Here is a 20,174-nt window from a genome sequence, read left to right on the forward strand (position 1 = left end):
ATTTGCCTGAATGAAGCCTTCCGTTGCCATCCCTACGGGCGCGCTCAGCGCCCTTGCCTGTGGCCTGAGCCTGCTCGCGCTCATGCCAAACTTTGCCCTGGCTGCGGATAGCCCGCTCACCCAGGCAATCAACCGACTCAACGCCGATACCCGCCAGGAGCGTGAGATCCGCTTGAGCGACCTGGGCATCACCGCGCCAATCCTGCTGGGTGCCAGCGACGCTCGACGCGAACTGTATTTGCCGGTACCCGCCGGCGTGACCCTGAGCGATGCGACACTGCAACTGGACGCCAGCTATCTCAATGGCGAAGGCGGCCGCAATACCATGCTGCTGTCGCTCGATGGCTACCCGGTGCGCGCCGAAGGCCTCAGCGAAGCGCAGGGCGATGCCAGCGTTAAACTGGGCGTCGACCAGGCCCCACGGGACAACGGCCTGGTGCGCCTGGGCATTGCCTGGTCGTCGGTGGTCTCCCTACCGCTGTGCGAAGAAGACCGGGTCATCGGCAACGTGCTGCGCATTCAGCCTGATACCCGCCTGAACTACAGCTACGATGCCAGCCAACTGAAGGATGTCGGCGTCGCCTGGACGACACTGCCGGCCAACCCTGGCATCCTGGTCGCACCGGGCTCGTTGTCGGCCGGCAGCTATGATGCCGCCTGGCGATTGGGCGTGGCCCTGGAGCGGATCGGCAAGCATGCCCGTATCCTGCCCTTCCCTGCCCTGCAGGACAGCGTCGACCTGAGCAACCTGCGCGTCCCGGCCGAACTGTTGAACATTCCCGCCTTCGCCAGCCTCAACGGCAAGGGCCAGCATACCTTGGCCACCCCAGCCGAAATCGGTGCGCTGCTGATGCTTGGCCAAGTGCCGAACCTGCAGGCCGACCTGGCCATCAGCGACCCGCAACTGCTCCAGGCCATCAACCAGTCCCTGGATGCCTTGCAGAAGCAGGTCCAAGGCGTCGACGCCACGGCAGCAGCGGCCTTGACCCAATGGCGCAATGCGCACGTCAACGCCGCCCTGGTGGGCACCGGCACTGACAACGTGCGCCTGGCGCTGCTGGGCACTCGCCCGGTGCTGACGATCGCCCCGGATGCGACCGGCAAAGCCTTGTCCTTGCTCGGCTCTGCCTGGAACAAACTGGCACGCAGCCGCCAGTTGACCGTGAACGAAGCGCAAACGCCGTTGAGCGAAGATGGCCGCGTGGCCCTGTCGCGACTGGGCGGCGCTCCTGGTAACTTCGATGTGGCCTCGCGATTCGACTGGAGCACTTCGTTCCCTCTGGGCAGCGTGGCGTATGACGGTCGCCTGCCCGTCACCGCAGTGGTCGACGTCTCCGCCGCACCCGGCGCTTCGGACACCGCGCCCGTGGCCTCGCTGTTTTTCAATGACTTCCTGATCGGTGCCCAGCAACTGACCACCGATGGCGAACCACAACGCATCCAGGCTCACATCCCACGCTACGCCCTGGGTTCGAAAAACGTACTGCGCGTCTCGTTCCAGCGCCAACCGGTCAGCGACCGTTGCCTCGAAACGCCTCAGGCGTTCCCGGTGTCCGTACTGCCTACCAGCCATATCGTGCTGGACAAAACCTCCCTGGGTGACGATTTCGCCGGTATCGCCGCACGCTTTGCCGTAGATACCCAAGTGCTCGTTCCCCAGGCATACCTTGACCATCCGGCCAGCAGCCTGGCCCAGGTGATCCCGGTGGCCGACGCCTCGGGTGTTTCGCCGCTGCGCGCGCAGTTGAAAGTCAGCACCGATCCGAAAGCCGCCGTCAGCCCGGACAAAGCGTTCCTGGCTTTCGAACTGCCGCTCAAGGACAGCAAGGAGTCGGTCCAGGTCGACGAACAGGGTCACCTGCGGATCAACCATAAGGACCAGGTGATGCTGGATGTGCAGCGCCTCAACCAGTTGGCGTCGTTGCAAGTGGTGCAGACCTCGGGCCAGCACGGCCTGGTCTATCGGGCCCTGGGCGAACAGCCCCCGAGCCTGGCCAAGCCGGTCGTACTGACTCGTGGCGATGTGGCGATTCTAGGCGACAACGGTGCCGTGGCGATCTTCGATACCCAGGATCCCAACGGCAGCCAGTTGATCGGCGAGGAAGAACCCAAGGGCCTGGATGCCTGGCGCAAACCTTCGCTGCTTTGGCTGATCCCCGGTGGCATTGCCTTGTTCCTTATCTTGTTGCTGGCTGGCCGTAGCGCCCGTCGCAATCGCCAGTAACGGTAACCTTTGATGACGTCGCTTTATTGGCCCTATTGGCTGGCCCACTACTACAACTACCTGGAAGTCGCGACCATTGTGGTCGCGGTACTGATCCTGATCTCCAGCCTGGACGATCTGATCATTGACGTGTGGTACTGGTCTCGTCGCCTGTACCGCAAGTTCACCGTGGATCGCCGCTACCGGCCGCTGACCGTCGAGCAATTGTTGGCCCGGGACGAACAGCCCCTGGCGATCATGGTCCCGGCCTGGCTGGAATACGACGTCATCGCGCCGATGATCGAGAACATGGTGTCGACGCTCGACTACCAGAACTACGTGGTTTTCGTCGGCACCTATGTCAACGACCAGCGCACCATCGATGAAGTCGAGCGGATGCGCCGGCGCTACAAGCAGCTGCACCGCGTGGAAGTGCCCCATGCCGGGCCGACCTGCAAGGCTGACTGTTTGAACTGGGTGATCCAGGCGATTTTCCTGCACGAGAAAACCCATGGCATGACCTTCGCCGGCGTCGTGCTGCACGACAGCGAGGACGTGCTGCATCCGCTGGAATTGCGCCTGTTCAACTACCTGTTGCCGCGCAAGGACATGATCCAGTTGCCGGTGGTCTCGCTGGAACGCAACTGGTACGAATGGGTCGCGGGCGTCTACATGGACGAGTTCGCCGAGTGGCACGGCAAGGACCTGGTGGTGCGTGAAAGCATGACCGACACTGTGCCCTCCGCCGGCGTCGGCACCTGTTTTTCCCATCGTGCCCTGCGGGTGCTGGCCGGTGAAACCGAAAACCAACCGTTCAACACCGACAGCCTCACCGAGGACTACGACGTTGGCGCACGATTGGCCAAGGTCGGCATGAACGCGATCTTCGTACGCTTCCCGGTGCAGTTCCGGGTGCTGCGCAAATCCTGGTTCCGCAAGCCCTATGAATCGACCCTGACGATGCCGTTGTGCGTGCGCGAGTTTTTCCCCGACACCTTCCGCACCGCCTTCCGGCAAAAGGCCCGCTGGACCCTGGGCATCGGCCTGCAAGGCTGGGAACAGATGGGCTGGAATGGCTCGCTGGCCAACCGATACCTGCTGTTTCGCGACCGCAAGGGTGTGGTGACAGCGTTCATCAGCATCATTGCCTACGTGATTCTGGTACAGCTGCTGGGCCTGATTATCCTGCGCAACAGTGGCTTGTGGGACGTCAGCTTCCCAACGCCTTTTGAAACCAGCGACGTGATCAAATACCTGTTGCTGGCCAACGGCGTTGCCTTGGCCTGGCGCATCCTGCACCGCTATTACTTCACCACGGTACTGTACGGCTGGCAGCACGGTTTGCTGTCGATCCCGCGCATGCTGGTGGGCAACTTCGTCAACTTCATGGCCGCCTCTCGCGCCTGGCGCATGTTCCTGGTGGGCAAGGTCATGAACCGCAAGCTGGTCTGGGACAAGACCATGCATGACTTCCCGTCCACCGACCTGGTCGCCACCGCACCACGCCGCCTGGGCAGTGTATTGCTGTCCTGGCAAGCCATTACCGACACCCACCTGCAAAGCGCACTCGACGAACAGCAGTCGCGCAATGTGCCGCTGGGTCGGATTCTGCTCAATAACGGCTGGCTGGACGACGAAACCCTGGCCGAAGCCATTGCATTCCAGAATGACCTGCCGCGGGTCTTTGAGGTGGCCGAGAAAGCAGCGGCCTCAACGTCGTCACTGGCCAGCGAGTTTGCCTTGCGCTGGCGCGTCATTCCCTTGGGGCGCAATGGCGAAGGACGTGAACAGATCGCCGTCGCTAACCCACTTTCCGACGAAGGCCTGGACCAGGTCAGCGCCGAATTGGGCAGCGAGCCGGTGCAATTGATCGCCCGGGAGAGTGAAATTCTCGCGTTGTTGCGCCGATTGCCAGCGAACAACGGTCATGCCGTACCGAATGCCAGCGCGCCGCTACTGGGCGACCTGTTGATCGAAATGGGCCTGCTCGATCGCGATCAGTTCAGCCACGCCATGCTGCAGTATCGTCCGCAGCATCACGGTCGGATCGGCGACTACCTGGTCGACAGCGGCGTATTGCCCCGGGCAACGATCGAACAGGTGGTGGCACGCCAGCACAGCCTCTACCCAATGGAGCTTCCGGCATGAACCGCCCCCTTCTGACCCTCTTGGCCGCGGGGCTGAGCCTGATTCCCGTGCTGGCGTCTGCCGAGACATTGCCGCTGCCGTTGACAGGGCCGGCCTACACCGCCGCCAACGAGGCCTACAGCGCCTACGAGCGCAAGGACTACGACCTGGCCATCGCCAAGGCGCGCGAAGCCCTGCGCCTACGCGCTGATGTGACGCGCTTGAACACGCTGATCGAGTTGGCCGAACGGGACAAGAAACTGCGCGACCAGCCCCAGACCGCCAGGTCATCCCGCGCCGCGCCGGCAGCACCGGGCTTCGCCGCCGCGTCCCAGGGCTTCAAAGCCTATGATCGCGAACAATTCGGCCTGGCCGCGCAATCGGCCCGCAAAGCCATTACCCAGGCGCCCCGTCGTCGCGAGTATCGATTGCTGCTGATCGATTCCTTGCAGCGCCAGCAACACTTGGAAGAAGCCGACCAGGCCACCACGGATGCCCTCCGGACCTTCGCCAACGACAACACATTGCTGCTGCGTCGCCAAGCGATCCGCCGTCAACTGGCGGTGCCGGTGGCGACCCAGGGCTACCGCGCCCTGGAGCAAGGCAATGCGGCCATGGCCGTGGACCAGGCCCGTAAAGCGGTGACCTTGGCTCCGGAAGTTTCCGCCAACCAGCAACTGCTCATCAGCGCCCTGCTCGCGGCCAAGGACTACCCCGCCGCCGAACAGGCCGCGACAAACGCCCTGGCGCTGGACGACAGCAAGACCGCCCCGTGGGTCCTGCGCAGCTATGCTCGTGAGCGTCAAGGCAAGACACCGGCGGCCCAGGCCGACCTGAACCACGCCCTGGCCCTGCCCGGATTGACAGCCGGTGAACGCCGTGACCTGCGCCTCTTTGCCGTCGACGCTACGCTGGCCCGAGGCGAACCTCAGCAAGCGCTGAACCAGTTGCAAGCCTTGGGCGGTGACGACAGTGATGAAGTGACCCGCCGACGTACCGCTGCAAGCATGGCACTGCGCCAGAAAAACAAGGGGTTCGCCACCGCCGTTCAATTTGCGCCGCCGCCCCTGGAATGCCAGGAAAGCACTTTCGGCCTGACCTGCGCCATCTGGCCCGGCAGCGCCCACGATGCAGGCACGGCGCTAGCCTCCCAGGCCTATGCCGCCCTCGCCCGCAAAGACCCGGCAACCGCGGTCGACTTGACGAATCAGGCCATTGCCCGTGCGCCACGGAATCCGTCCTATCGCTACCTGCTGGTCAGTGCCCTGACGGATCAGAAACGCTTGCCCGAAGCTATCGTGGCGGCCGGCCAAGGCCTGCAGGCCAATGGCGAAGACGCCCGACTGTTGGTCATGCGTGGACGCCTGCGCCAACAAACCGGGGATGATGCCGGCGCCCGCGACGACTTTACCCATGCCCTCGCGCTGGGCACCCTGCCGGCCTACGAAGAGGCCGGGCTGTATGCCGCCATCGGCCAGCGCCGCACGGCTCGTGAGCGTCTGCAAGAGGCACGCAGCAGCGGCGAGCTGGCTTCAGTCAGTGACCTGCAGCTGGCGTATGTCTCGATGCAGGCCGGCGACGATGAAGCCGCCCACGATGCGTTCCGCAAGGCCGATGCGGCCACGCCACTGAAGCCGGCGGCAGCCCAGGACGCCGCCTACAACGCCATGCGTGTCCATGAGGACGACGAATCCGTCGCATACTTCAAGCGCGTGATCGATGGGCAAAAAACTGCAGAAACGCCCATGTCCGCGCAACAACTGTTCGATACCCGTCGCACCGTGGGTGACGTTTCGCGCAGGATGGGCCTGACCAGCACCACCAGCTATCGCGGCTCCAGTGGCCTGAGCGGAGCGCCGAGCACCAATAACAGCGGCGGCAGCGAAAGCAACGACCTGCTGCAAAACAGCACCGAACTGTCCTGGCGCCCATTGGGTTATCGCAACGCCCGCTTTGTCGAACTCTACGGGCGTATCACCGACACCCTGTGGAGCAAGAACAGCGACTCGGACACCGGTGCCGATGCCCTGCAGGGCGCCGTTGGCGTACGGGTCAAGCCCTTCAGTTCGATCAACATCATGGCCGCCCTTGAACGCACGTTCCCGCTCGGCTCTTCCAATGTCGACGGCGACTGGCTGGTGCGCCTGGGCTACGGTTCGAGCATCGGTACCGACCTGCGGGTCGACGTGCCGAGCTGGTGGACCTCGCAGTTGTATGCCGAGGTCGGCCATTACATCAATGACTCGCGCAATTACTTCAACAGCGAATGGCAAGTGGGCCGCAGCTACGCCATCGGCGGGACCGGTTCGCGCTGGGTGACCTTCCCCCATGTCGTCGCGGCGATCGACTACGATTCGAAGATGAAGAGCGAAGCCGGTGGCGGCTTTTCTTCCGGCGACGCCGGAGGCATCGGGATAGGAAACAACGTACGCTATTGGTTCCGGGAAGACGCCTACAACGCGCCACGTTCCTATGTGGATTTTTCCCTGCAATACCGAGCCAGGGTGTTCGGCGAGGATCGCGCCAAAGGGGTGTTCGCGCGCTTGACCTACTCCTATTGATCCGGTGGGTGTACCAGTCGGTCCATCGTTACGAAAAGCGGCTCGTCTTGCCGAGCCGCGACTACACTGCATCCAGAAGGAACTTGTTTGAAAAGCTTCGCAACGTTCATCCATCGCAAGACTGTCGCGGCGCTGTTACTGGCCGCGCTCCTCGCCGCAGGTACAGGGACGTACTACATGACCACCCGCACGGCACCGAACATCGTCGGCATCGTCTGGCAGCCGGACAACCAGACCGTCGGCATCAGCGGCAATTGGGAAAAACTGGGCGTGCATGAACTGCTGGTGCAATGGACGGTGGTGGACGACCAGGCCTTCGTGCCCGGCACCGGCCTGACCAGCGTGCCGGTACTGCCGGATTGGGCGCGCATCGCCAAAACGCCCTGGGCCCAGGATGTCATCCTCGGGCTGGCCGGCTATTTTAGCGAGAACCGCTCTCGGGACGATATCGAGCAACTGGCGGCGCTGTCGGAGCGCATCGCTGGGCTGCCCACGCCATTGCATGTCACCGGTTGGTACTTTCCGGCTGAAGTCGACCCCAGTTGGTCAGGCGCCACGGAATTACCGGCCCTGCTCGCCAAGCTGCCGCGGCCGCTGTGGATCAGCGTCTACGACGGTGCCAACATCGGCCCCGCCGCCACCGCTGACTGGCTCAAGCAATGGCTGCCAAACGACATCGGCGTGTTTTTCCAGGACGGCGTCGGCGTCTACGCCCGCACCGCCCCGGTGGCCCGAAACTACGCCGATGCCCTGCGCGATCGGCTTGGCAAGGATCGTGTGCGGATCATCGTCGAAGCCTTCCGCCCCCAATACGGCGGTGGTTTCCGCGCCGCCACCGTCGCCGAGCTCAAGCCACAACTGGCGGCCTATTCGGGCTACCCGCTCTACCTGTTCGATGGCCCGCACTACATGACACCTGCATTGGTGGACCAGCTGAAGCAAGCCCTGGCCACGCCTTGATCAGGGCTTGATGTTCTTCAGCTCATTGAGCAAGGCGAGCAGTTGCTGCATCTTTTCCTCGCCGAACTGTTCTTCGATCCGCCGGTAGTTGCCTTCCATGCCCTCGCTCATCGACACGAAGCACTGCTGGCCGCGTTCGGTCAGGCCGACGAAAACCCGGCGCTGGTCCTGGCTGGACTTCTGCCGACGCACCAGGCCATCGCGCTCCAGGCGACTGAGCACACCGGTCATGCTCGGCTTGAGAATGCAGGCCTGATGGGCGAGCTGGTGGCTTTCCAACTCACCTTGCTGATGGAGGATGCGGATCACTCGCCACTGCTGTTCCGTGAGGTCATGCTGGTTCAGCGCCGGGCGGAAAAAAGCCATCGCCGCTTCGCGGGCTTGCAACAGGGTCAGGGTCAAAGAAGGTCTGGGGTTAGCCATGTTCGAACTGTGTGGATGGGCGAGTCGGCAGCTTAGTGTCGCTGTCACAGGGCTGCAAGCGCTCAACGCAACCCCGATTGCCGTTGGCGATACTCCCCCGGCGTGAGTTGGGCGTAACGCTGGAAAAACCGACTGAAATACGCCGGGTCCTTGAACCCGAGCTGGTAGCAGATTTCATTGGCCGAGCTGCCGGTGAACAACAGCAGTCGCTTGGCTTCCTGCATCAGCCGCTCCATGATCAGGCGCTTGGAAGGCAGGTCGGCGATGCGTCGGCACACGTCGTTGAGGCGCGCCTCGGTCACGCCGATACCCTCGGCGTAACGCGACAGCGGCCAATGTTGCAGGTAGTGGGCTTCGATCAGCTCGTTGAATCGATGAAAGATCTTCAGGTCTTCATGCCGTGCCGGCCTGGCTTCCAGGGAATTGGAACACAGCCGCAACAGGCTGATCATGATCAAGCGCGTCAACCCATCCAGCGCCGCACTGCGCCCCGGACGCCCCGCCACTACCTCCTCGCTCAGCTCCTCGAACAAGTATTCCAACCGTCGCACCTCCCCCGAGTGCCCAGGCCCCAGTTGCGCCAAGGCCACGCAGGCGGCCGGCATTTGCACGCCAGCCGGCGCCAGGCTCGGATCGGCGTCGATCAACTGCCACACCAATTGCTGGCGCACCGTCAGCACATGCCCGTCACTGTCGGCTTCGGTCACGAAGGCATGGGGAATGGTCGGCGGAGTGAGGAAGAACATCGGACCGGATTCGACGTACTGCTGGTCATCGAGGTACACGCGCACAGTGCCGCTCTTGACGTAGTGCACCTGGAAGAACCGGTCGTGGCGATGCACCGGCATGTTGCGGCCGAAAAAACCCGCCAGGTTGGCGAGCCGGTCGTAATGCACCTCGGCGTCGCTGTAGCGCTGGTCATACACCTGACCAATGTTGATGTTCGGGATCGGCTGGCGGTCGGTCATCACGCAGGGCTCGTTTTTATTCTGATTCAGGTACCTGTCGCACTCATCCTGCACCGAATCCGACGAGGCAACCAGTGCCGGTCATTCTGTCACGCTTGACGATAGTTAACATCTTAATTATAACTGTTAACACATTAACAATAATCGCAGAGCCTCATCACTCTGCCATCGCCAGGAGACAAGCATGAGCCGTGCCCTGCATGACGTCGCGACCGGCACCCTGTTCGGGGTCGCACTGAACTATCAGGGGCTGCTGAAGCAGCGCCTCGCCGAGTTCGAGCAACCGCCCTACCAGAAGCCGCCGCTCAAGCCCGTGCTGTTCATCAAGACGCCCAATACCCGCAACCGGCACGGCGCCGCAGTGGTTCATCCGGGTCATGGCGAAAGGCTGCAACCCGGACCGGCCCTGGGCGTGGTGATGGGCAAGTCGGCCAGCCGCGTCAGCACCGCCGAAGCCCTGGACTACGTGGCCGGCTACACCGTCGTCAATGAATTCAGCCTCCCGGAAGACAGCTATTACCGCCCCGCCGTCAAGGCCAAGTGCCGGGACGGCTTCTGCGCCATCGGCCCGGAACTGGTGCCGCTAGCCCAGGTGGCTGACCCCCATAGCCTGGCGATCACGCTGTACGTCAATGGCGAGGTGTGCCAGCAAAACAGCACGGCCAATTTCGTTCGCAACATTCCCCAGTTGATTGCCGAAATCAGCGAGTTCATGACCCTGCATGCCGGCGACGTCTTGATCACCGGCACGCCTGAGGGCCGGGTCGACGTATTGCCCGGTGACCGTGTCGAAGTGGACATCAGCGGCCTGGGCCGTCTGGTCAATACCGTCGTGGCCGAGGAAACAGGAGCAGGTTCATGAAGCACGCGCGCATTCGTTTTGAAGGCCAGGATCACGCCGTCACCGTTGAAGCTCACAACGCCGTACGCCTGGCGGACGGTCGCCTGCTGGCCGAGGACCAGGTCCAGTGGCTGCCCCCGGCCACCGGCAGCATGTTCGCCCTGGGCCTGAACTATGCCGATCACGCCGCCGAGCTGGCGTTCAAGCCGCCGACCGAACCCCTGGCGTTCATCAAGTCGCCCGGCACCTACACCGGCCATAACCAGGTGACGTGGCGTCCCGACAACGTCGCCTACATGCATTACGAGTGCGAGCTGGTGGCGGTCATCGGCAAAGCCGCGCGCAACGTCAAGCGCGAAGATGCACTGGGCTACCTGGCCGGCTACACCGTGTGCAACGACTATGCGATCCGCGACTTCCTGGAAAACTACTACCGCCCCAACCTGCGGGTGAAGAACCGTGACGCGACGACGCCCGTCGGCCCCTGGATCGTCGACGTGGCCGATGTGCCGGACCCGAGCAGCCTGAAGCTGCGCACCTGGATCAACGGCCAGTTGCGCCAGGAAGGCAGCACGAAGGACATGATTTTCGATATCCCCTACCTGATCGAATACCTGTCCAGCTTCATGACCCTGCAGCCCGGCGACATGATCGCCACCGGCACGCCGGAAGGCCTGGCGGACGTGGTACCCGGCGATGAAGTGGTGGTGGAAGTGGAAGGCGTCGGTCGCCTGGTCAATCGAATTGTCAGCGAAGCCGAGTTCTTCGCATCCCGTAAAGAGGCTTGAGCAGCATGATCAAACACTGGATCGACGGCCGTGAGGTCGAAAGCAAAGACGTCTTCGTCAACTATAACCCGGCCACCGGGGAGGCCATCGGCGAAGTTGCCAGCGGCGGCGCCGAGGAAGTGGCCCAAGCGGTCGCGGCGGCCAAGGAAGCGTTTCCGAAATGGGCCAACACCCCGGCCAAGGAGCGCGCCAGGCTGATGCGCAAGCTCGGTGAACTGATCGAGCAGAACGTGCCGAAGCTGGCCGAACTGGAAACCCTCGACACCGGTTTGCCGATCCACCAGACCAAGAACGTGCTGATCCCCCGGGCCTCCCACAACTTCGATTTCTTTGCTGAAGTCTGCACACGAATGGACGGCCATACCTATCCGGTCGACGACCAGATGCTCAACTACACCCTGTACCAACCGGTGGGTGTCTGCGCGCTGGTATCGCCCTGGAACGTGCCGTTCATGACCGCGACCTGGAAAACGGCGCCGTGCCTGGCCCTGGGCAACACGGCCGTGCTGAAGATGTCCGAACTGTCGCCGTTGACCGCCAACGAGCTGGGGCGCCTGGCGGTCGAGGCCGGCATTCCCAATGGCGTGTTGAACGTGATCCAGGGTTACGGCGCCACCGCCGGCGATGCGCTGGTGCGCCACCCGGATGTGCGGGCGATCTCCTTCACCGGCGGCACCGCCACCGGCAAGAAAATCATGCAGACCGCCGGGTTGAAAAAGTACTCGATGGAACTGGGCGGCAAGTCGCCGGTGCTGATTTTCGAAGACGCCGACCTGGAACGGGCACTCGATGCCGCGCTGTTCACCATTTTTTCCCTCAATGGCGAACGCTGCACCGCCGGCAGCCGGATCTTCATCCAGGAAAGCGTCTACCCGCAATTCGTGGCCGAGTTTGCCGCCCGCGCCAAACGCCTGATCGTCGGCGACCCGCAAGACCCGAAAACCCAGGTCGGCTCGATGATCACCCAGGCCCATTACGACAAGGTCACCGGCTACATCAAGATCGGTCTCGAAGAAGGCGCCACCCTCCTGGCCGGTGGCCTGGAACGCCCGGCCAACCTGCCGGCGCACCTGAGCCGCGGCCAGTTCATCCAGCCGACGGTGTTCGCCGACGTGAACAACAAGATGCGCATCGCCCAGGAAGAAATCTTCGGCCCGGTGGTCTGCCTGATCCCGTTCAAGGATGAAGCCGAAGCCTTGCAACTGGCCAACGACACCGAATATGGCCTGGCTTCGTACATCTGGACCCAGGACATTGGCAAGGCCCATCGCCTGGCCCACGGCATCGAGGCCGGCATGGTGTTCATCAACAGCCAGAACGTGCGCGACCTGCGCCAGCCTTTCGGCGGCGTGAAGGGTTCCGGAACCGGCCGCGAAGGCGGACAGTACAGCTTTGAAGTGTTTGCCGAGATCAAGAACGTTTGTATTTCCATGGGCAGTCATCACATACCGCGGTGGGGGGTATGACCCGCACCGATTGATACCCCGTGCACCTATGGCAAGTGATACACCCTGTGGCGAGGGAGCTTGCTCGCGCTGGGCTGCGAAGCGGCCCCCGCTTTTCCTGGCGAGTGCTGCGCAATCGAGCGGGAGCAAGCTCCCTCGCCACAAGGTTCGTCATCGATACTTGATTCACCCGCTGTCCCGAGATTCAACAAGAACAATTTTTCAGGAGAATCATCATGGGCGAAGTCGTCCTGGCGGCGAAAATCTGCCACGTTCCCTCGATGTACCTGTCGGAGCTGCCCGGCAAGCACCACGGTTGCCGCGCCGCCGCGATTGCCGGCCACAAGGAAATCGGCCGTCGCGCCCGTGAGCTGGGGGCCGATACCGCCGTGGTGTTCGACGTGCACTGGCTGGTCAACAGCGCCTATCACGTCAACAGCGGCGAGCACTTCAAGGGTGTCTACACCAGCAACGAGCTGCCGCACTTCATCAAGAACATGGAGTACGAATACTCGGGCGCCCCGGAACTGGGCGAGCTGATCGCCGCCGAGGCCAATGCCGTCGATGTGCGCACACTGGCCCACAACATCCCAAGCCTTGAACTGGAATACGGCACGCTGGTGCCCATGCGCTACATGCACATGGATATCGCGCAAGACCAGAAATTCAACGTCGTGTCGATTGCCGCCTGGTGCGCCTGGCATCGCCTGCAAGACAGCTTCGCCTTCGGCGCCGCTGTACGCCGGGCCATCGAGAAAAGCGATCGCAAGGTGCTGGTGCTGGCGTCCGGTTCGCTGTCGCACCGTTTCTCCGATGATCGCAACGCTGAAGCCAACATCCACAACTGGACACGGGAATTCGACAAGCAGGTCGACCTGCACGTCGTCGAGATGTGGCGCCAGGGCCGCTGGAAAGAGTTCTGCGCAATGCTCCCGGACTACGCCGAACACTGCTTCGGCGAAGGCAAGATGCATGACACGGCGATGCTGCTGGGGTTGCTCGGCGGACCGGACTACGACAAGCCCGCCGAAATCATCACCGAACCTTTTGGCAGCTCCGGCACCGGCCAGATCAACGCCATTTTCCCAGTCTGAGAAACAGCCACACGTTGCAAGCGGACCGCTTGCAACTTGCCGCTTGTAGCTCACCACTCGAAGCTACCGACGCAGGAGGCTCCCATGCCGCATTTCATCGCTGAATACACTGACAACATCGAACGACAAGCCGATCTGCCCGGCCTGTTTGAAAAGGTCCACGCCTTGCTGGGCGACAGCGGCGTGTTCCCCCTGGGCGGTATCCGCAGCCGTGGCGTGCGCCTGGACACCTGGCGCATGGCCGACGGCAAACATGACTACGCCTTCGTGCACATGACCTTGAAAGTCGGCCATGGCCGCGACCTGGCCACCCGCCAGAACGTCGCGGAAAAACTCTTCGAGGTGATCACCGCGCACTTCGCCGAACTCCAGGCCCAACGCCTGCTGGCCCTGTCGTTCGAGATGATCGAGCTGCACGAGCAACTCAACTTCAAGGCCAACAACGTCCACGCCTTTCTCAAGGCCCAAGCCACCTGAATCCGCCTGCCCCACACTCCCCATCGGCCTCTCTGACAAAAAGTACAAGATCATGAGCACAGCCAATACCGCCAACACTGCCGGCACCGTCGCCCACGACCGCACCCATGCCACCATCACTTGGCGGCTGATGCCGTTGCTGCTGGTCTGTTACCTCTTCGCCCACCTGGATCGCATCAACATCGGCTTCGCGAAGATGCAGATGAGCGCCGACCTGCAATTCAGCGATACCGTCTACGGCTTCGGCGCCGGCCTGTTTTTCATCGCTTATGCGCTGTTTGGCGTACCCAGCAACATGGCCCTGGACCGGGTCGGTCCGCGGCGCTGGATCGCCACCCTGATGGTGGTCTGGGGCGCCCTGTCCACCGGCATGTTTCTCGTCGAGAGCGCCGCTGGTTTCTACGTGTTGCGCTTCCTGCTCGGCGTGGCCGAGGCCGGTTTCTTTCCTGGCATCCTGGTCTTTCTCAACCGCTGGTATCCGGCCCGGCGCCGGGCCCAAGTGACCGCCTTGTTTGCCATTGCCGTGCCGATGGCCGGGATGATTGGCGGGCCGTTGTCCGGTGGCATTCTCGAACACTTCCATGACCTTGGCGGCCTGCGCGGCTGGCAGTGGATGTTCGTCATCGAAGGGCTGCCGGTGATCCTGCTCGGCCTCGTGGTGCTCAAGTGCCTGCCGGACAGTTTCGAGACGGTCAACTGGCTCACGCCGCACGCCAAGCAACAATTGCGTGAACAACTGAGCCTTGAAGAACAGCGCAAATCCATTACGTCGTTCTCGGCGATCCTCAACAACCCACAGGTCTGGCTGCTGGTGGCGGTGTATTTCGCGGTGATGCTGGCGGTGAACACCCTGGCCTTCTGGATGCCGACCCTGATCCACGGCGCCGGCATCGGCAGCGACGGCAAGGTCGGGCTGCTCAGCGCGGTGCCCTACCTGGCTGGCTGCTTTTTCATGATCGGTTGCGGGCGCTCCTCCGACCGCAACCGTGAACGCCGTTGGCATCTGTGCGTGCCGCTGCTGATGGCAGCGGCAGGCATTGCCGTCGCCGGACTCTCACCCACCGACCCGACCCTGGTGCTGACTGGCCTGATCGTCGCCGGCATGGGCGCCAGTGCAGCGCTGCCGTTGTTCTGGCAATTGCCGCCGGCCTTCCTGTCCAACGGCACCCAGGCCGCCGGCATCGCCCTGATCAGCTCCTTCGGCAGCATCGCCTCGTTCTTCGCGCCCTACCTGATCGGCTGGATGCGCGACACCACCCAGAGCGCCAGCCTCGCCCTGTACGTACTGGCCCTGCTCATCACCCTTGGCGGCTTGCTGGTGCTGCGCACCCGGGCGGCCATCGTCAATCCTCAATAAGAGACCCTTGCCATGCTTGACCAGACTGTCATCCAACAAGCCGCTGCCCGCCTCGACCGTGCCGAACGCTCCCGCGAACAGGTACGGCAGTTTTCCCTCGATCACCCGGACATCACCCTTGAGGATGCCTACGCCATCCAGCGTGCCTGGGTGGCACAAAAAATCCAGGACGGACGCAAGCTGGTCGGCCACAAAATCGGCCTGACCTCCCGCGCCATGCAGGTGTCGTCGAACATCACCGAACCGGACTACGGCGCGCTGCTGGACGACATGTTCTTCGACGAAGGCACCGACATTCCCTTCGAGCGCTTCATCGTGCCACGGGTGGAAGTGGAGCTGGCGTTCATCCTCGGCAAACCCTTGAAAGGCCCGAACGTGACGGTGTTCGACGTGCTCGACGCCACCGAATGGGTGATCCCGGCGCTGGAAATCATCGATGCGCGTATCCAGCAGATCGACCCGCAGACCAAGGCGACCCGCAAGGTGTTCGACACCATTTCCGACAACGCCGCCAATGCCGGGGTGGTCATGGGCGGTCGCGCCGTACGCCCGACCGAGATCGACCTGCGCAAAGTGCCGGCGGTGCTCTACCGCAACGGTGTGATCGAAGAGTCCGGCGTTTCGGCGGCGGTGCTCAATCACCCAGCCAAAGGCGTGGCCTGGCTGGCGAACAAGCTGGCGGCCTACGACGTCACCCTGCAACCAGGACAGATCATCCTCGGTGGCTCCTTCACCCGCCCCGTGGCCGCCAACCCCGGCGATACCTTCCATGTCGACTACGACATGCTCGGCTCCATCGCCTGCCGTTTCGTCTGATCGGAGACCGCCTCATGGACATGCCCATCAATACCTTCAAGCAACGCCTGCGCAGCGGCGAGGCACAGATCGGCCTGTGGCTGGGGTTGGCCGATGCCTACTGTGCGGAACTGGCGGCCAATGCCGGCTTCGATTGGCTGCTGATCGACGGTGAACACGCGCCGAACGACTTGCGCACCTTGCTCGGCCAACTCCAGGCCGTGGCGCCCTACCCCGGCCAGCCGGTGATACGCCCGGTGGTCGGTGACACGGCGCTGATCAAGCAGGTGCTCGACATCGGCGTGCAAACCCTGCTGGTGCCCATGGTGGAAAGCGCCGACCAGGCGCGTGAACTGGTGCGCGCCATCCACTACCCGCCCCAGGGTGTACGTGGCGTCGGCAGCGCGCTGGCCCGGGCGTCACGCTGGAACAGCATCCCCGGCTACCTCAACAAGGCCGATGAGCAGATGTGCCTGCTGGTGCAGATCGAGAGCCGCGAAGGCCTGGCCAACCTGGATGCCATTGCCGCGGTGGAAGGTGTGGATGGGGTCTTTATCGGCCCGGCGGACCTGAGCGCGTCCATGGGGTTTCGCGGCAACCCCGGCCACCCGCAGGTGCAAGCGGCCATCGAGGACGCCATCGCCCGCATCCGCCAGGCCGGCAAGGCCGCCGGGATTCTCAGCGCCGATGAAAAACTGGCCCGGCGCTACATCGAACTCGGCGCGGCGTTTGTCGCGGTGGGCGTGGATACGACGGTGTTGATGCGGGGCTTGCAGACCCTTGCGGCGACGTTCAAGGACACGCCAAAGCCTGCGGCTGGCGGCGTGTACTGATCGTTATCAAATACCTTGTGGCAGGGATCTGTGGGAGCAAAGCTTGCTCGCGAAACAGGCACCTCGGTCTCTGAAAGACCGCAGCGTCTTCATCGCGGGCAAGCCTTGCTCCCACAGAAAACAACCAGCCCGGGATCTCAGCGCCTGATCATCTTCAGCTCATTGAGCAACCCCAGCAACGTCTGCAGTTTTTCCTCCCCTAACTGGTCCTGCAACCGCTGATAATTCTCTTCCATGCTCTGGCTCATCGAATCGAAGCTCGCCTGCCCTTGCGGCGCCAGGCGCACCAGCACCCGCCGCTGATCCTGTTCGGCCTTGCGCCGCACCACCATGCCCGCCGCTTCCATGCGCACCAACACGCCGGTCATGCTGGGCTTGAGGATGCAGGCCAGTTCGGCCAGGCGATTGATCTCCAGCTCGTCGTGCTGGCTGAGAATCCGGAGGACCCGCCATTGCTGCTCGGTCAAGCCGTGTTGATTGAGGGAAGGCCGGAAAAACCCCATGGCCGCTTCACGGGCTTGTAGCAGGGTCAGGGTCAAGGATTGGCGCGGCTTGGGCATGGAATGGGTTCGCGAGAAGATTTAGTTAATGAGTTAACTAAATCTTAACAGCTTCCACCCATGCCGGACCATCCGTTCACAGAATCTGGATCCAGCGATGGCCCTTGCTCCCGCTGGACTGCGCACATAACCCTGTGGGAGCGAGCTTGCTCGCGATAGGGGCCTGTCAGTCAACATCAGTATCGACGGGGCCACCGCCATCGCGAGCAAGCTCGCTCCCACAGAAATGCATCGGCTTGACCAGGGGTGGATGCCAGTCATGTCGCTCAAGCGCCCTTGATCACCCCCTTGAGCACTTGTTTGAAATGCTCGACCTGTTCCTCGCTGAACTGGCCGAACACCTTGTCCTGCTGTTCCTTGGCGATGGCCCAGAGCCCTTCGGTCTCATCGATGCCCTTGGCGGTCAGGCGTACCCGCTCGCCTTCATCGCTCACCAGCCCCTTGCGCTTGAGGTTGGCCACGGCCTCTTCGATCTCGCGCACCGGCATCGCCACCTCCCGCTGCAGGTCGCACAGGTTCAGCCCGGCGTCGTTCTCCAGCACCATCAACATCCGTGCTTCGCTGGTGCGCAGCCCAGTGGACAACTGACGCGGCTGGTAACTGGCCTGATAGGCCCGCAGCGCCTGGGTCATCAGGTAATACAGGTTATGGCTCAAGCGGCCCTGGAAATGACTGCTGGGGGACTGGCCCTCTTCCCGTTTGGTCATGCGAGTGTGGGGCAGCACCATCGAGTAGGCGCCCTGGTGATAGAGCAAGGGCGAGCGTCCGAAATCGTCAAAGGCCACGACCTTGCCGATCATGATCCAGTGATCGCCACCGTCGACCTGCTGGAATTTTTCACAGTGAAAACGCGCCGAGCAATCGACAAACACCGGAGCGCCACCTTCACCGGTCTCGAACTGGATGTCAGCGAAGCGGTCCTCCTTGGGTCGAGCGAAGTTGTTCGACAGGTCGATCTGGTCGGCGGCCAGCACGTTCACCGCGAAATGGCTGGCGGCTTCGAACACTTCGTGGCTGCTGGAGCGCTTGTCGATGCTCCACAAAATCAGCGGCGGATCCAGGGACACCGAGTTGAAACTGTTGGCCGTCACACCGACCTTGCGGCCATCTTCAGTGGCGGCGGTGACCACGGTCACGCCGGTGGCGAAGTTACCCAGGGCCCGGCGGAACGCGCGGGTGTCGAAAGCGGTATCACAAAGACTGGACATGCAAGACTCCCGGCCGCCTCAAGGGGCGGCCTCGATTATTGTTCTAGGGTTCAGCGAACAGGCGGTCAAACCATGGACGGATCGGGTTCGAGCCCCATCAGCTCACGACCGAGGATCTGCGCGCAGACGTCGTAGTCGGTGTAGGCATGGGCGCCGGTCAGGTGGGCATCGCGGAACAGCCGTTGCAACTCGTTGTTCTCGAACCAGGCGCCACCGCCGGCCGCCTCCATCAAGCGGTCGACGGCCTGGATGCACATCTTGGTGGCGTACCCCTGGTTGGTCCGCCAGAACGCCAGGGTTTCCCGGCTGGGGTACTCGTGGCGCTCGCCATGTTCGGCGTGCTCCTGCCAGGTTTTCTCGAGGAAGGCACGGGCCGCCGCCACCTGGTGGGTGGACTCGGCCAGGCGCATCAACGCCGGGGTGGCGGCACCGACGGCCGCGCCGGTGTAGGCCCGCACACGGTTCCTGGTTTTCTCGCGAAAGACCTCCAGCATGCGTTCGGCCACGCCCAGGCTGACCGTGGAGAAACCACTGGCGAAATACGGCCGGTAAGGCGAGTAGAAAATCTTGCTGTCGGGGTACAAGCCGAATCCACCGGACTTGCCTTCCATCATGTCCTTGGCCTTCTGGATCCGGTGTTCCGGCACGAAAGCGTTGTCGATGATCAGCGTCTTGCTGCCACTGCCGCGCATGCCCACCGCGAACCAGTCGTCGCGAATTTCATAGTCGCTGCGCGGCAGCACCGCGAAGCAATAGTCCTGGGTGCCTTCGGCGTTTTTCCGGCGAAACCCCACGATCGCCCATTCGGCGTGATCGCAGCCGCTGCTCCAACCCATTTCACCGCTGAACATCACACCGCCGTCGACTTCCTCGGTGCGGCCAAACGGTGCGATGCTGCTGCTGGCGGTGGCATCCGGATCATCGCCCCAGACCTCTTGCTGGGCCTTGGCCGGAAACATCGCCAACTGATGGCTGTGGGTGCACAACAGGCTCATGGCCCAGGCCGTGCTGGCGCAGGCACCGGCCAGCAGCGCGATGCAATCGGCGAACTGCGGCAGGGAAATCTCCAGGCCACCGTAGGGTTTCGGCTGGAAGGCCCGGTGCATGCCGATGCTTTTGAGCAGGGCAATATTCTCGGCAGGCACGCTACGGTCTTTCTCCGCCTGGAAGGCGTTGGCGGCGATGGCCGGCAGGAGGGGCTTGAGGTCTTCGAGCAGCGGGTTTGGCTTTTTCATGGACGGGCTCTTTTATTATTGGCATCTGCCGATCCCGCCTCTGCCCGGCAACCTCAGGTTGCACAAACAGCGGGATCCGTGATTAAGGCCGGTCCAGTATGGGCAATCGCTGGCAGGTGAAAAATGCACCTTCCAGATCCAAGATTGTACTTTTCATGGGGCAGGTTTCGGCGCCATGGCGCGCTCGGTCAAATCCCCCGGCACGGATGATCAAGACAAGCGCCCCGCCAAGGCTCTTAATAGGGCCATCCCCTGCAATGCCTTGCGTAGGCGTGGCATCGGAGTTTCCTTTCACTTTG

At 62.8% G+C, this 20,174-nt stretch carries 17 protein-coding genes; 12 read left to right on the plus strand and 5 right to left on the minus strand.

Translation table 11 applies throughout. The features are described from left to right. The first annotated feature begins 10 nt into the window (after window positions 1-10). The 4 genes from IB266_RS28360 to IB266_RS28375 all read left to right on the plus strand — a co-directional run bounded on the left by IB266_RS28360 (window position 11) and on the right by IB266_RS28375 (window position 7,851). Window positions 11-2,224 carry a hypothetical protein gene (locus tag IB266_RS28360; protein ID WP_192263862.1) on the plus strand — a complete coding sequence of 738 codons (2,214 nt, stop codon included), beginning with the start codon at window positions 11-13 and terminating at the stop codon, window positions 2,222-2,224. A 12-nt stretch (window positions 2,225-2,236) separates the two neighbouring features. Then, window positions 2,237-4,351 (plus strand): glycosyl transferase family protein, encoded by a 2,115-nt coding sequence (locus IB266_RS28365; RefSeq protein WP_192263865.1) that lies wholly within the window; start codon window positions 2,237-2,239, stop codon window positions 4,349-4,351. Next, window positions 4,348-6,891, plus strand: coding sequence for an NfrA family protein (locus IB266_RS28370; protein WP_192263868.1), 2,544 nt, complete (start codon window positions 4,348-4,350; stop codon window positions 6,889-6,891). The genes IB266_RS28365 and IB266_RS28370 overlap by 4 nt, the downstream gene beginning before the upstream one ends. Window positions 6,892-7,068: 177 nt before the next feature. Continuing rightward, window positions 7,069-7,851: a hypothetical protein gene (locus IB266_RS28375; RefSeq protein ID WP_225613681.1), complete on the plus strand. Its 783-nt coding sequence runs from the start codon at window positions 7,069-7,071 to the stop codon at window positions 7,849-7,851. Here the strand turns inward: IB266_RS28375 and hpaR (IB266_RS28380) are convergent, their stop codons facing one another. Both hpaR (IB266_RS28380) and hpaA read right to left on the minus strand, forming a co-directional pair. Continuing rightward, window positions 7,852-8,274 (minus strand): homoprotocatechuate degradation operon regulator HpaR, encoded by a 423-nt coding sequence (gene hpaR / locus IB266_RS28380; protein WP_060742174.1) that lies wholly within the window; start codon window positions 8,272-8,274, stop codon window positions 7,852-7,854. 62 nt (window positions 8,275-8,336) lie between these two features. After that, on the minus strand, window positions 8,337-9,242 hold the full coding sequence (gene hpaA / locus IB266_RS28385; RefSeq protein ID WP_060742173.1) for a 4-hydroxyphenylacetate catabolism regulatory protein HpaA: 906 nt from the start codon (window positions 9,240-9,242) through the stop codon (window positions 8,337-8,339). A 184-nt stretch (window positions 9,243-9,426) separates the two neighbouring features. Here hpaA and IB266_RS28390 point away from each other — a divergent pair, with 184 nt between their 5' ends. The 8 genes from IB266_RS28390 to hpaI all read left to right on the plus strand — a co-directional run bounded on the left by IB266_RS28390 (window position 9,427) and on the right by hpaI (window position 16,872). Beyond that, entirely contained in the window at window positions 9,427-10,104 is a 678-nt protein-coding gene (locus IB266_RS28390) for a fumarylacetoacetate hydrolase family protein (protein WP_192263874.1), read from the plus strand. Next, on the plus strand, window positions 10,101-10,871 hold the full coding sequence (locus tag IB266_RS28395; protein WP_192263877.1) for a fumarylacetoacetate hydrolase family protein: 771 nt from the start codon (window positions 10,101-10,103) through the stop codon (window positions 10,869-10,871). Before IB266_RS28390 ends, IB266_RS28395 begins: the two co-directional genes overlap by 4 nt. 5 nt (window positions 10,872-10,876) lie before the next feature. Then, on the plus strand, window positions 10,877-12,337 hold the full coding sequence (gene hpaE / locus IB266_RS28400) for a 5-carboxymethyl-2-hydroxymuconate semialdehyde dehydrogenase (protein ID WP_072404191.1): 1,461 nt from the start codon (window positions 10,877-10,879) through the stop codon (window positions 12,335-12,337). A gap of 215 nt (window positions 12,338-12,552) precedes the next feature. Next, window positions 12,553-13,410, plus strand: a complete 858-nt coding sequence (gene hpaD, locus IB266_RS28405; protein ID WP_092258020.1) for a 3,4-dihydroxyphenylacetate 2,3-dioxygenase — start codon at window positions 12,553-12,555, stop codon at window positions 13,408-13,410. An 84-nt stretch (window positions 13,411-13,494) separates the two neighbouring features. Further along, complete coding sequence (locus tag IB266_RS28410; protein ID WP_060742168.1) at window positions 13,495-13,887, plus strand: 5-carboxymethyl-2-hydroxymuconate Delta-isomerase; 393 nt, start codon at window positions 13,495-13,497, stop codon at window positions 13,885-13,887. 52 nt (window positions 13,888-13,939) lie between these two features. Continuing rightward, window positions 13,940-15,244, plus strand: a complete 1,305-nt coding sequence (locus tag IB266_RS28415; protein WP_192263879.1) for an MFS transporter — start codon at window positions 13,940-13,942, stop codon at window positions 15,242-15,244. 12 nt (window positions 15,245-15,256) lie between these two features. Beyond that, window positions 15,257-16,060, plus strand: a complete 804-nt coding sequence (gene hpaH / locus IB266_RS28420; protein ID WP_192263882.1) for a 2-oxo-hept-4-ene-1,7-dioate hydratase — start codon at window positions 15,257-15,259, stop codon at window positions 16,058-16,060. A gap of 14 nt (window positions 16,061-16,074) precedes the next feature. Continuing rightward, entirely contained in the window at window positions 16,075-16,872 is a 798-nt protein-coding gene (gene hpaI, locus IB266_RS28425) for a 4-hydroxy-2-oxoheptanedioate aldolase (protein ID WP_192263883.1), read from the plus strand. Window positions 16,873-17,009: 137 nt separating this feature from the next. Here the strand turns inward: hpaI and hpaR (IB266_RS28430) are convergent, their stop codons facing one another. The 3 genes from hpaR (IB266_RS28430) to IB266_RS28440 all read right to left on the minus strand — a co-directional run bounded on the left by hpaR (IB266_RS28430) (window position 17,010) and on the right by IB266_RS28440 (window position 19,875). After that, window positions 17,010-17,432, minus strand: coding sequence for a homoprotocatechuate degradation operon regulator HpaR (gene hpaR / locus IB266_RS28430; protein ID WP_192263884.1), 423 nt, complete (start codon window positions 17,430-17,432; stop codon window positions 17,010-17,012). A 266-nt stretch (window positions 17,433-17,698) separates the two neighbouring features. Continuing rightward, on the minus strand, window positions 17,699-18,640 hold the full coding sequence (locus IB266_RS28435; protein WP_060742163.1) for a p-hydroxyphenylacetate 3-hydroxylase reductase component: 942 nt from the start codon (window positions 18,638-18,640) through the stop codon (window positions 17,699-17,701). Between the two features lie 65 nt (window positions 18,641-18,705). Continuing rightward, window positions 18,706-19,875 (minus strand): p-hydroxyphenylacetate 3-hydroxylase oxygenase component, encoded by a 1,170-nt coding sequence (locus IB266_RS28440; protein ID WP_192263885.1) that lies wholly within the window; start codon window positions 19,873-19,875, stop codon window positions 18,706-18,708. Window positions 19,876-20,174 lie beyond the last annotated feature (299 nt).

This window comes from Pseudomonas sp. Pdm06 (genome assembly GCF_014851795.1).
GTDB lineage: Bacteria > Pseudomonadota > Gammaproteobacteria > Pseudomonadales > Pseudomonadaceae > Aquipseudomonas > Aquipseudomonas fluorescens_AA.

Bases quoted from the DNA above. Each gene is read 5' to 3' on its own strand.
- IB266_RS28360 (WP_192263862.1), top strand. From the start codon at position 11: ATGAAGCCTTCCGTTGCCATCCCTACGGGCGCGCTCAGCGCCCTTGCC.
- IB266_RS28365 (WP_192263865.1), top strand. From the start codon at position 2,237: ATGACGTCGCTTTATTGGCCCTATTGGCTGGCCCACTACTACAACTAC.
- IB266_RS28370 (WP_192263868.1), top strand. From the start codon at position 4,348: ATGAACCGCCCCCTTCTGACCCTCTTGGCCGCGGGGCTGAGCCTGATT.
- IB266_RS28375 (WP_225613681.1), top strand. From the start codon at position 7,069: ATGACCACCCGCACGGCACCGAACATCGTCGGCATCGTCTGGCAGCCG.
- hpaR (WP_060742174.1), bottom strand. From the start codon at position 8,274: ATGGCTAACCCCAGACCTTCTTTGACCCTGACCCTGTTGCAAGCCCGC.
- hpaA (WP_060742173.1), bottom strand. From the start codon at position 9,242: ATGACCGACCGCCAGCCGATCCCGAACATCAACATTGGTCAGGTGTAT.
- IB266_RS28390 (WP_192263874.1), top strand. From the start codon at position 9,427: ATGAGCCGTGCCCTGCATGACGTCGCGACCGGCACCCTGTTCGGGGTC.
- IB266_RS28395 (WP_192263877.1), top strand. From the start codon at position 10,101: ATGAAGCACGCGCGCATTCGTTTTGAAGGCCAGGATCACGCCGTCACC.
- hpaE (WP_072404191.1), top strand. From the start codon at position 10,877: ATGATCAAACACTGGATCGACGGCCGTGAGGTCGAAAGCAAAGACGTC.
- hpaD (WP_092258020.1), top strand. From the start codon at position 12,553: ATGGGCGAAGTCGTCCTGGCGGCGAAAATCTGCCACGTTCCCTCGATG.
- IB266_RS28410 (WP_060742168.1), top strand. From the start codon at position 13,495: ATGCCGCATTTCATCGCTGAATACACTGACAACATCGAACGACAAGCC.
- IB266_RS28415 (WP_192263879.1), top strand. From the start codon at position 13,940: ATGAGCACAGCCAATACCGCCAACACTGCCGGCACCGTCGCCCACGAC.
- hpaH (WP_192263882.1), top strand. From the start codon at position 15,257: ATGCTTGACCAGACTGTCATCCAACAAGCCGCTGCCCGCCTCGACCGT.
- hpaI (WP_192263883.1), top strand. From the start codon at position 16,075: ATGGACATGCCCATCAATACCTTCAAGCAACGCCTGCGCAGCGGCGAG.
- hpaR (WP_192263884.1), bottom strand. From the start codon at position 17,432: ATGCCCAAGCCGCGCCAATCCTTGACCCTGACCCTGCTACAAGCCCGT.
- IB266_RS28435 (WP_060742163.1), bottom strand. From the start codon at position 18,640: ATGTCCAGTCTTTGTGATACCGCTTTCGACACCCGCGCGTTCCGCCGG.
- IB266_RS28440 (WP_192263885.1), bottom strand. From the start codon at position 19,875: ATGAAAAAGCCAAACCCGCTGCTCGAAGACCTCAAGCCCCTCCTGCCG.